Source organism: Pedobacter jeongneungensis, from assembly GCF_039538295.1.
GTDB lineage: Bacteria > Bacteroidota > Bacteroidia > Sphingobacteriales > Sphingobacteriaceae > Pedobacter > Pedobacter jeongneungensis.
In genome coordinates, this window is sequence record NZ_BAABBY010000001.1 from 516,693 (window position 1) to 528,858 (window position 12,166).

The 12,166-nt window shown below is 39.8% G+C and carries 9 protein-coding genes; 5 read left to right on the forward strand and 4 right to left on the reverse strand.

The genetic code is table 11. The features are described 5' to 3' along the window. Positions 1–44: 44 nt before the first annotated feature. From ABD769_RS02255 to ABD769_RS02270, 4 genes are all read right to left on the reverse strand, one after another. Positions 45–1,172 carry a redoxin domain-containing protein gene (locus ABD769_RS02255; protein ID WP_344849034.1) on the reverse strand — a complete coding sequence of 376 codons (1,128 nt, stop codon included), beginning with the start codon at positions 1,170–1,172 and terminating at the stop codon, positions 45–47. 153 nt (positions 1,173–1,325) lie between these two features. Continuing rightward, complete coding sequence (locus tag ABD769_RS02260) at positions 1,326–1,826, reverse strand: nucleotidyl transferase AbiEii/AbiGii toxin family protein (RefSeq protein ID WP_344849036.1); 501 nt, start codon at positions 1,824–1,826, stop codon at positions 1,326–1,328. Then, a complete protein-coding gene (locus ABD769_RS02265) occupies positions 1,783–1,962 on the reverse strand; it encodes a nucleotidyl transferase AbiEii/AbiGii toxin family protein (protein ID WP_344849038.1) in 180 nt (59 codons plus the stop codon). Before ABD769_RS02265 ends, ABD769_RS02260 begins: the two co-directional genes overlap by 44 nt. 6 nt (positions 1,963–1,968) lie before the next feature. Next, positions 1,969–2,451 carry a helix-turn-helix transcriptional regulator gene (locus ABD769_RS02270; protein ID WP_344849040.1) on the reverse strand — a complete coding sequence of 161 codons (483 nt, stop codon included), beginning with the start codon at positions 2,449–2,451 and terminating at the stop codon, positions 1,969–1,971. Positions 2,452–2,780: 329 nt separating this feature from the next. Between ABD769_RS02270 and ABD769_RS02275 the strand changes: the two genes are divergently transcribed. The 5 genes from ABD769_RS02275 to ABD769_RS02295 all read left to right on the forward strand — a co-directional run bounded on the left by ABD769_RS02275 (position 2,781) and on the right by ABD769_RS02295 (position 12,117). Then, entirely contained in the window at positions 2,781–5,243 is a 2,463-nt protein-coding gene (locus ABD769_RS02275) for a glycoside hydrolase family 31 protein (RefSeq protein ID WP_344849042.1), read from the forward strand. 59 nt (positions 5,244–5,302) lie between these two features. Next, positions 5,303–7,267 carry a 1,4-alpha-glucan branching protein GlgB gene (gene glgB, locus ABD769_RS02280; RefSeq protein ID WP_344849044.1) on the forward strand — a complete coding sequence of 655 codons (1,965 nt, stop codon included), beginning with the start codon at positions 5,303–5,305 and terminating at the stop codon, positions 7,265–7,267. A 177-nt stretch (positions 7,268–7,444) separates the two neighbouring features. Beyond that, positions 7,445–8,881 carry an AAA family ATPase gene (locus ABD769_RS02285; RefSeq protein ID WP_344849046.1) on the forward strand — a complete coding sequence of 479 codons (1,437 nt, stop codon included), beginning with the start codon at positions 7,445–7,447 and terminating at the stop codon, positions 8,879–8,881. Positions 8,882–9,358: 477 nt separating this feature from the next. Then, positions 9,359–11,404: an immunoglobulin domain-containing protein gene (locus ABD769_RS02290; protein ID WP_344849048.1), complete on the forward strand. Its 2,046-nt coding sequence runs from the start codon at positions 9,359–9,361 to the stop codon at positions 11,402–11,404. A gap of 26 nt (positions 11,405–11,430) precedes the next feature. Next, on the forward strand, positions 11,431–12,117 hold the full coding sequence (locus ABD769_RS02295) for a hypothetical protein (protein ID WP_344849049.1): 687 nt from the start codon (positions 11,431–11,433) through the stop codon (positions 12,115–12,117). The last annotated feature ends 49 nt before the right edge of the window (positions 12,118–12,166 follow it).

Consider the following 12,166-nt stretch of genomic DNA (forward strand, 5'->3'; position numbering starts at 1 on the left):
GGCTTTTTTTGTGTACCCACTTTAGTCGTTTGAGAATATTAGTGCTAAAGATTATTTTTTAAAAAGTCCTTCAACTCTACAGTAGAAAGTCCTGTAGCTACAATTTTACCTTGCTGGTTAACCAGCAAACTCGTTGGGAAAATGTGGACACCATATTTGCTGGTTTCAATGCCGTTCAAATCTAAATATTGAGGCCACGTTAGTTTATATTTATCGATGGCAAGTTTCCAGTCTTCTACATATTTGGTTTTATCTGTTGATATTCCAATGATTTCGAAGCCTTTATCTTGAAATGCATTTCTGATTGCTTTTAGGTCTTCAAATTGTGCAATACAGGGCATACAATGGCTATACCACATATCTACAAGTGTTAATTTGTTGGAATTGTATGGGGTGTCTGCAATTTTTTTTCCGTTTAAGTCGGCAACGTTGAAGTTTGGGAGTGTTTCTCCAATAGCTATTTGTTTGGAAGATAAAATCCGTTGCATAGTCGCCTGGCCAAGTCTTGATTGTCTGAGCAGTGGTGAAAAATTTTCAAAGGTATTTCCCAAAGTGGTATTATAGCCAAAATTCAGAAGGGCGTACAATTTGTAAAGCGCATAAAAAGAATCTGGATTTTTATTAACAAAAGAGAAAAGTGTAGCATCATGAACAACATAAGTTGCTTTTAGCTCCTTCATTGATTTAAGCTCAGGTTCTTCCGGGAATTTTCGGCCATAAATATTAAACAAACTATCGTAATTTAACCGGTATTGCTTTCGCTGTTTCTCTACACTAATGAATGCCTTATCATAACTTTTAGCATCCTTCATGATTAAGTTATCATTTTTGGGCTCTCCGTAATTTGATGCAGTATCAATAGAAATATGTTGCTCTCCTGTGCTTATAGCTGTGCCTGCGGACTGATATTTGTCTCCAATTTTAAAGTAAATCCACACCGGTCCGTCTACCCGTCCGCTAAATTTGAACTTTCCATTATTTATTTTGGCTGTTAACTGTTTAAAATCAGGTGGATAAAGTGCTGTGTTTGATTCATTAGGAATAAGCTGAACAGTTCCTGTATCTACATTTACCTCTCCTGCAATGGTGAAGTTTTTTAATTCTTTTGTTTGCCCGAGGGTAAAGACTGGGAGTAAGGAAATAAAGATTATGGCTACTGCAATTTTTTTCATGTTAGGGCTAATAGGTAAAGCTCTTATTGAGCATTATTAGGAATGCAATATAGGTTTTAAAGAAAAATTTTGTTCCAAAACAGATGTTATATTATGTTAAAATCTGGATTGATTTTTTTAGTGCTGTTCTTTAGTTGACTCGGCTAATTTTATTCATTTCACTGCTTCTGTTAAATCTTCCTTAATAAATTCCCAGATTTTTCCTTTGAGGCAGATTGGATCAAAGTCGTTATCTGCTAAAAGAAAATTAGTAAAGTTTTTTCTGATCTGAACTTCATCATGTGTCCATTCAAAACGTTTTTTATGCAGTTCGATCATTGCTGTTGGGGTATAGCTCTCTAAAAGTTCGTGCAGATCCCAAAAATCTTTTTTTCTGCCGCCTCTCTGAACAATATCCATCTTCATTGCAATAATTTCTGGTATTGATGCCATGCGGATTTTTTCCTGATATACAGGTTTTTCAAAAAATGGATACATGCTGTAAAAGAGATCAAGTTTAACAATATTCTCTTTTTTTGTGCCAATCAGGTATGATTTTCCTAATCCTGCAAACTGTCCGAAATCGCCTTGAACATAACTGAATTTATCTCGTAATAACTTTTCAATTCGGTCAAAATCGATTGATCCGTATTTTGCATCCGTAAAAAAGGTCAATGTCAACTGATAAGCGATGACCAAGGTAAAGACTCAGTGCAGTTCCACCTACCAATCTAAACGCTGCTAATTCGGGAGCCTGCATGAGCTCTAGCAAAGTATTTTTTAATAGTTGATTAACAGTATTCCAGTACATAATTATTTATGTTATGGTTCTCTTAAAGGCATTATCCAGATTTTTTACTTCATTTATTTTTTGTTTTCCATAAAATCTGATTATTTCATTTTTCTCATCATCATTTCCCCGCTCCATTACCCTTTTAACAACGGCTTGATATTGTTTTTGCCAGTTTATATTATCAAAGTCAGTATCCCAAAAGAGAATCCGTCTAATAATTGATAAATCTGGTTTATTGCTCAAAGATATTTTGTCTTTTTCTTTTTGTATTTCATAATAAGCCTGAAGTAAAAACATCGTCCCTTCTTCCAGGCCGAGACATTGATCTAATTTGATCGAAAGAGCAATCGTTATCCCTCTTTTACCTTTTGTAATATCATTTAAAGTCTGTGGATATTCGTTCAATGACAGCGCAAACGGACCTTTTTTTAATCCTTTCTTTTTAAGTTCCCTTTCCAGAATAATGCCCGGATGAATTCCTTTAAATTTGCTAATCAATTTTTCCATATTCAAATATAAACAAAAATGTTTATAAATTATTGTTTATATTCGTTTGTTGAGCGCTGACCCGAATTGTCAAATTACACCATGATAAACGATTATTTTTCGTTTATCATAGTGTACATTTACACTTTAAAGAAGTTTCACTACAAAAGATTTATCAGTTGTTTAACTTTTGCCACACTAAAACATACTAGGTTAGTGTAAAACTTACACTATTAAATGCATCTTTTATAAAAAAGCTACATCCCTTTTATAAAATATTTGTATTATAGTGCTTTCTTAAGCACATCCCGGTTTAAGAGCTATGAATTTAAAAATTTGAATAAATAAGGATGGAAGCGCAAAACGACAAACCGAATGAAACAAATGACCTGATCGAAAAGGAAAAGGAAATACAGCATTTAAACAATCCGGTTGATATATCGGTAAAACCAATCGTTAAACAATACCTCGGGTCAGTTAAAAAAGTAAAGAAAGAAGGTAACCGCTTTTATTTTTCAGATGGTGATGCAAGGGTAGAAGTAAGAGTAGTAAGTGATGAGATCATCAGGGTACGCCTTGCGCCTCATGGTGTTTTTCTGGATGATTTTTCTTATGCAGTACCAGAAGTAGATCAAAAGGTTTCTGTTTTTAAAATGCAGGAGCACGAAGATCACTATACCATTTCTACACACTCTGTAACCTGTAAAATCGAAAAAGATAACTTTCATATTTCTTTCTCCGATAATATTACCAATGTGGTGATGGTTGATGAAGCCAACTCCATGCACTGGGAAGAAAATGTAGATTTTGGCGGCTATTACATTTATGCAACTAAAAAATGCCATCCCGAAGAAAATTTCTTTGGTTTGGGCGATAAATCGGGAAATTTTAACCTGCGTGGCCGCCGTTTCGAAAACTGGAATACCGATGCCTATTCTTTTGGCTGGAACCAGGATCCTCTGTACAGAACTATACCTTTCTATATCGGTTTGCACAACCAGGCTGCCTATGGTATCTTTTTCGATAATACCTTTAAATCATACTTCGATTTTGGGAACGAAGATGTAAATAAAACCAGTTTTTGGGCCGATGGCGGCGAGTTGCAATATTATTATATCCACGGGCCACATATCATGGACGTGGTAAAACGTTATGCCACCTTAACCGGAACGCACCCGATGCCGCCAAAATGGACACTGGGTTATCAGCAATGTCGCTGGAGTTATTATCCTGAAACCAAGGTTAAAGAAATAGCCAAACAGTTCAGGGACCGTAAAATTCCTTGCGATGCCATTTACCTGGATATCGATTATATGGATGGTTACCGCTGTTTTACCTGGAACAAAAAATACTTTCCAGATCCACGGAGGATGATCAAAGAACTTTCTGATGATGGTTTCAAAACCGTGGTAATGATCGACCCCGGAATTAAAGTAGATGATGATTACTGGGTTTTTAAAGAAGGTAAAGAAAAAAGATTTTTCTGTCGCCGCAGCGACGATTATTATATGGAAGGGCATGTTTGGCCGGGCCGTTGCCAGTTTCCTGATTTTACGAATCCAAAAGTACGCAGCTGGTGGGGTAATCTCTACAAAGAGCTGGTAGATATGGGCGTAGCAGGTTTCTGGAACGATATGAACGAGCCTGCGGTATTCGGTTCGGGTACTTTCCCTAACGATGTACGCCATAATTACGATGGCTACCGTGGCTCACACCGTAAAGCACACAATGTTTACGGCATGCAGATGGTGCGCTCTACCTACGAAGGACTGAAAAAACTGATGCGCAATAAACGTCCATTTACCATTACCAGGGCCGGTTATTCGGGTATGCAGCGTTATGCCAGCGTTTGGACGGGTGATAATATTGCCACCTGGGAACATTTGAAAATCGGAAATATCCAGTGCCAGCGCTTGTCTGTTTCAGGTGTGCCTTTCTGCGGAACTGATATCGGTGGATTTAGCGGTGAACCGGATGGTGAATTATTTACCCGCTGGATCCAATTGGGAACATTTTCGCCTTTCATGCGTGCGCACTCTGCAGGTGATACCGCCGAACGCGAACCCTGGAGTTTTGGAGAGTTTTTCGAAGATATTAACCGTAAATTTATCGAGTTAAGGTACCGTTTAATGCCTTACCTGTATTCTGTGTTCTGGGAGCACCACCGTTATGGTTTTCCTATTTTAAGGCCGTTGGTGATGCTCGAGCAGGAAAATATCAGCAATAGTTTCCGTCAGGATGAATTCTGTTATGGCGATAAACTGTTGATCTGCCCGGTTTTAGAACAAGGTGCAATCTCAAGAAAAGTATATCTTCCAAAAGGTACCTGGTACAACTTCTGGACCAACGAAATCCTGGATGGTGGTAACGAATATACCGTTGATGCCAAGATAGATAGCATGCCGATGTTTGTACGTGCAGGTACGGTTTTACCCGAGTATCCGGTAATGCAGTATGTGGATGAAAAATCGATTACTGAAGTAGTTCTGAATATCTACCACAGCGATTATGAAGTAAACTCGTACATGTACGAAGATCATGGCGATACCTTTGCCTACGAACAGGATATTTACCTGGAAAAGAAATTTACGGTAAAAGGCGATAACCAGACCGTTAAAATAAATCAACGCAGCGAAGGCCTTTATACACCTAATTATGAGTTTTATGTTTGTAATATTATTGGCGTAAAATTCCAGGTTAAAAAGATCATTATCGATAATAAAGAGGTTCAGGATTTTTATACTGACGATCAGAACATCCTGCATTTCAAGTGCAATAAAAATTTCCTGGAAATTCAGATCCTAAGTCTGTAACATTTAGCCCCAAATGCTGTTTAGTGTTTGGGGCTTCATTTATCTAGCCAAAAATACCTATGCCAGCAGCAAAAAAAGTTCCTGCAAAAAAAGCAGCACTACCAAAAATCGATAAAAAAAAATCCGTTTGGGTACACAGTTTATTTACCGATTACGACATTGATCTTTTCCTCGTTGGGAAACATTTTAGGCTGTATGAAAAAATGGGTTCGCATTTAATCAGCGTCGAAGCTACCGCCGGGGCCTATTTTTCGGTTTGGGCACCAAATGCCATCAATGTAAGTGTAGTCGGTAATTTTAACGATTGGAACAACGGTTCGCACCCGCTTTACAAACGCTGGGATAAATCTGGTATTTGGGAAGGTTTTATTCCGGGCATTGCCAAAGGCGAGGTGTATAAATACTTTGTTAAGGGTTTTGATGAATCAGAACATTTAAAAGGCGATCCTTATGCCCGCCGGTGGGAACATCCGCCGCAAACCGCCTGCATTGTATGGGATACCGATTATACCTGGAAAGATAAAACCTGGCTTAATAAAAGAGCAAAATTAAATGCGTTAGACCAGCCGATATCCGTTTACGAAATCCATTTGGGTTCCTGGGAACGCGATCCGGATAACCCGGAACGTGTGTTAAACTGCAGGGAAGTAGCCGGCAGGTTAGTACCCTATGTAAAAGAAATGGGTTTTACGCATGTAGAACTGATGCCTGTAATGGAATTCCCTTATTTTCCAAGCTGGGGATATCAGATTACGGGTTATTTTGGTGCCAGCTCACGTTATGGTTCGCCACAGGATTTAATGTACCTGATCGACGAACTGCACAAGGCTAATATTGCTGTGATACTCGATTGGGTTCCCTCTCATTTTCCGGGTGACAGGCACGGTTTATATGAGTTTGACGGTACGCATCTTTATGAGCATGCCGATATGAAAAAAGGCTTTCATCCCGATTGGAAATCTTATATTTTCAATTATGACCGGAACGAAGTCCGCTCTTTCCTCATCAGTAATGCGATATTCTGGCTGGATCAGTACCATGCAGATGGATTGCGGGTTGATGCCGTGGCTTCTATGTTATATTTTAATTTCTCAAGAGAGGATGGCGATGCCGCAACCAACGAATATGGCGGAAGCGAAAATATTGGTGCCATCCAGTTTCTGCAAGACCTGAATGTAGCCGTTTATGGTAATTTTGAAGGCGTGCAAACCATTGCTGAAGAAAGCAGCACCTATCACGGGGTAACCCATCCGGTGCATAATGGCGGTTTAGGCTTTGGAATGAAATGGATGATGGGCTGGATGAACGATACGCTGAAATATTTTAAAGTAGATACCCTTGGCCGGAAACACCACCACAACCAGTTGAGTTTTAGCATGACTTACGCCTTTACCGAAAACTTTATGCTGCCTTTTTCGCATGATGAAGTGGTACACGGTAAATCGCCCATGTTATATAAAATGCCGGGCGATGACTGGCAGAAATTTGCCAACCTCAGAGCGCTTTATGGTTATATGTTTACCCATCCTGGAGCAAAGCTTTTATTTATGGGGAACGAATTTGGCCAAACCAGCGAGTGGAACTTTACCCAATCCCTCGATTGGCATTTACTGCAATATCCGCCACATAAAGGCATGCAGGAAACGGTTAAAGCTTTAAATTTTCTTTACCGCAAAGAGCCTGCCTTATATCATTTTAATTTTAGTTACGAAGGTTTTCAATGGCTTGATGCCGATAATGCAAATGAATCGGTATTTACCTATATGCGCAAGGGTCCAAAAGCGAAAGATACTTTGGTCATTGCCATAAACCTCACTCCTGTAGTCCGCGAAAATTATAAAATCGGTGTGCCTTTTAAAACCAAATGGAAAGAAATTTTCAATACAGATGATATTGTATATTACGGTGGCGGAATTAATAACCGCGGGGATATTGCGCCCCACTTAGAGGGTTATAACGGACAGGAATATTCGATAATTGTCGATCTTCCACCGCTGGCAGTCACTATTTTCAAGAGCAAATAAGCTTTTCTATTTTTATATCACGCCAAAACTATCCTTAAAACTATAGTTTTGGCGTGATATAGATTTTTATACTACGCCAAAACTTCTATAAAAAATATAGTTTTGGCGTGATATAGGTTTTTATATTTCGCCAAAACTCATAAGTTTATTATCTTTGTTGCTATAAATTAATAGTTTATGGAGCAGGTTGTAGGCAGAACCGACGAAAAATTATTGTTAGGCAAGATTGAGAAATCCGGCGAATCAGAACTGATTGCTATGTATGGACGTAGGCGGGTTGGAAAAACTTATCTCATCAGAAATGGCTTTAGCAAGGAAATTGCATTCGAATTTTCCGGCATCCACCACGCAACACTCAACCAGCAGTTGGAAAATTTTAGTCTGGCGCTTACCAAGGCAACCGGCGGACTTCCACTGGCCAAACCTGAAAGCTGGATAGCTGCTTTCCAGATGCTTACCCAATACCTTACACCTTTGGTGAAAAAAGAGAGAACGATTATATTTATAGACGAATTTCCGTGGATTAATACTGCCCGATCGGGCTTTTTACCTGCCTTCGAAAACTTCTGGAACAGCTGGGCTTCAAAAGAAAAGAAACTTATTGTAGTCATCTGCGGTTCAGCTGCTTCCTGGATGATCAATAAAGTGATCAATAACCGCGGCGGCCTGCATAACCGTGTGACCAGAAGGATCAGGCTTTTGCCATTTACCATTGGCGAAACGGCGGCATACCTTAAACACAGAAAAATAAAACTCGATAAATATCAGCTTTTACAGGTGTATATGGCCATGGGTGGCATCCCGCAATACCTTAAGGAGATAGAACCGGGCGAAAGCGTGGCACAGATTATAGACAGGTTGTTTTTTACAAAAGACGGCCTGCTGCTTGAAGAATTTAAAAATCTGTATTATTCTCTGTTCGATAAAGCCGAAAACCACATTGATATTGTACAGGCACTGGCAAAAAAAGGGAAAGGCTTAACGCGTACCGAAATTATTAATGCCTGCAAACTGAGCAGTGGGGGCTATGCCACACAATTACTGGCCGAACTGGCCGAATCAGGGTTTATTACGCCATATATTCCTTTTGGCAAAAGCACTAAGGATGCCTTGTATAAACTTACAGATGAGTATTCGATCTTTTACCTCAAATTTATTGATGGCAATAGGGCAATGGGGGCGGGTACCTGGTTAAAATTCTATTCAGGAACATCATGGAAAAGCTGGAGCGGCTATGCTTTCGAAAGCATCTGTATGAAACATATTACCCAGATTAAAAAGGCAATAGGTATTGAAAATGTTTATGCCGAAATATCAGTATGGCGTTATCTGCCTAAAAATAAAGAAGAGAAAGGCGCTCAAATCGATCTTTTGATCGACCGTAATGACTCCTGCATTAATATCTGCGAAATCAAGTTTTCGGTTGCTCCTTTCGAAATCAGCAAATCGTACGAAAGAGAACTGAATAATAAACTACAGGTATTTCAATTACAAACCGGAACCAGAAAGGCACTGTTTTTAACCATGATTACCACTTACGGGCTGAAGAATGCAGCTAATTATGCGGGTTTAGTGCAAAAAGAGATCACGATGGATGTATTGTTTAAGAATTAATCAGGCCAATATTAACTGGATAAAATAAGAAAAGCCTCCCATTGCTGGAAAGCTTTCTTAAACTCTGGAGTGGAAGCTTCCAGAGAGGGTGCAAAGATACAATAACTCTTTTCTTATGCAAGGATTATTTACTAAATAATTTGTCGTGTGCAATCAGCGTTCCCTATAGCTGCTGAACGGTAATTATCAGATCTCTGGTTATCGTATAGATATTCCTGATTTGTTTGCTTTTTGTTTATGGTTCCGTGGTTTCTTAACATGGATTAAACGGGCGTTATTTAGTTTTGCCGCGGTTAAAAAAATAAAATTCACGGATTAAAAAACCGTTTGTTTCGTTTTTACGTAACCAAAATATAACCCTGAATTTTTGCTCTCCCAAACAAATTGAAGCGGTTTTTTTGTCTATTCTTATTATTAGGACTATTACTGGTCCTTTCCGGACCTTTGTATGCACAATTGTGTACGAACCAAAGCCGCGTGTACGCTAGTTTTCAGGATTCACAAAGTGCTCCGGCAGGGTTTGGATCTGTATCTCTAAGCAACAATGCCAAAGCAGTTGATGCAGATCCGTCAACAGCATCTACCTTATCTATCACTAACGTGCTGGGCGCCTCTTCCATCACACAATACCTGGAGTTTAGTACCGATGGTACCGACAACGGCAAGAGATTGCTTCCTGCAGCTACTCCAGTGGTTATAAAAGTATCTATTCCTTCTTCTTTTTTAACTGTAGCAGCAACTATTGAGATCGGTACGTTTGTGGGTTTAAATACAACAACCAAGGTAGCCACCAGAAGTTCGCTTTATTCGGCCTCAACAATCGGGCTCTTAAACGGAGCGGGTGCTATAGAAATTCCTTTAACACCTGCTCAGGCTTATAATGGTGTTTATGTTAAATTTTCGGCGCCTGTTATTTCCGTTGGGGCATCAGCAGAAATATACGGGGCTTATATTTTAGAAGAAAACCCGTCGAATATCGAATGCGATAAGGGTATTGATGTATTAACCGGAGTTAATGGTGCAGGCCTTTTAAATGCTACTTCTTCTGTTAGTAATCCTTATGCAGCAATAGATGCAGATCCTGCCTATGCTACTTATGCTACCATTAATACCGGGTTGCAGGCTGTTAACGAAGCTTACCTGACTGCCATATTTGCCAAGGAAGGCCAGCCGCTTGATTCGGTTAAAGTTGTTTATGATGGCGGTGGAGGATTAAGCTTACTCAGTGGCTTTACCATTCAGCCTTATTTAGGTAATGTTGCTGCTGGCGGCGCTTTTAATAATGGAAATGTAACTATTAAGCAGATCCCGAATACAACAAAACTTGAGGCTTCGTTCCCGGTTTCAACCATTTTTGACCGGGTGAAAATTTCATGGGGCGGTTTGCTGGCCATTGGTACTGAACTCCACATTTATAATGTAACCAAAGTAATCCCCAAACCCATACCCTTAATTGATGGACAGCAGCTTTACAATGCTAATGTATGCTTTGGTCATGCCACAACCTTATCCATCAGTAATTTGCAAGATTGCACTACTTATAAATGGTATGCAGATAAAACCACGAGCACACCTTTATTTACCGGCAGTACTTATAGTTTAGGCATATTGCCCGTTGGCGATTATGTTTATTACGTAGAATCTGGTCGCAATAATTGTATTTCTTCTATTTCGGAGCGGGTAAAAGTGACACTGAAGGTTAATCCATTGCCAGCGGTTTCGGTTACCAATGCAGTTTCTTGTAGCGGTTCTGCTGTAAACCTTGCTGTAGATAATCCTCTTACTGGCATCACTTATAACTGGTATGATGCTGCTGCGGGTGGAAATTTAAAGCATACCGGGATTACTTATACCACACCTGTACTTACCACAAATACCACTTACTATGTTGAAGCAATAAACCAGCTTACGGGCTGTATAAGCGCAAACCGGGCAGCACTTGCCATTCAGGTAAAGCCTGTTGCTGTAGCAGGTACTATAACCGGAGTAAATAAAATCTGTATTGGTTCTGTAACTATGTTAAGCAATTTAAACGCTGGCGGTACGTGGTCGAGCATTAATCCGCTTATTGCAACCGTAAATTCAGGCACGGGCGAAGTAACAGGTATTGCTGCCGGAACAACTATAATAAGGTACATCATTCCTGATGGTCCGGCTATCTGCGCAAATTCTGCCGATTTTAATATAACCGTAGCTGCGCCGCCAAGTTTAACTTTAGGACCAGTGCCGGAAGTTTGTCAGGGTTTCACCAGTTCATCATTAAACTATAACAATCCGGTTAACAGTCCGGCAACTTACAGCATCAGTTGGAATACGGCAGGATTTACACCAATAAATAACCAGGCTTTACCATCAGGCAATATCCCTTTTACCATTCCTTTTGATGCTGCAACAGGTACACATTCGGGTAATCTTACCATCAAAAATGCCGACGGATGCAGTAGCCAGATCAGTTTCACCATAAAAATAAATCCTAAACCACCTGCGCCGCATGTGCTGGTGCCCGTAACATCTCAATATTAATTAAGCAAATTAAAAATCCCCATCCCATGAACAGTACCATTAAAAAAAGCTTATGTGTAATCACATTACTGCTGATTTGTAACTTTTTACGCGTTTCGGCGCAAATTACGCCAACCGCAACAGGTGTAAACCTGTTTTGTAAAGGCTCAGACCTTACCTTGCCTGCACCTCCCGCCGGCGAAAACTGGATAGTAAGGTTTAGCGCAACATCAACCACTACGCCATCTGCTGCAGTTACTTTAGCTGGTGGAAATAAAATTGCTGCAGCAGATTTACAGAGCGGATATTATTATTTAAGCTCAAAAGCTACCACCGCAGGGTCCTGCGAATCGGATATGCAGGAAATTCCGGTTTATGTACTTAAACCATTAGTGCCCGATTTTGCTGCGGCTAATTTTTGTGTGGAAACCTCGGTTGCCCAGGTAGGAACGGTTACCAATCCGGAATCTGCGATTACTACTTTAGCTTATCAATGGTACACTGTTGTGGGTACAACTGAAACCGCAATATCGGGTGCAACCCAAAAAGATTATACCCCGGTTTCACCTGCTGTGGGTACCACAAAATACCGCTTAAAGGTAGGTTATTTAATTAACGGCAATAAATATTGTGCACAAACGGTAGATCATGATGTAACGGTAACGGCAAAACCAGCAAAACCAACCATCACACCTGCACAAATTTCTGGAACAGCCAACGCCGTTACTTTTTAATCAAGGTTGATATCATCTTATCTGTAAATCTATAAATGAGGCTTAGGTT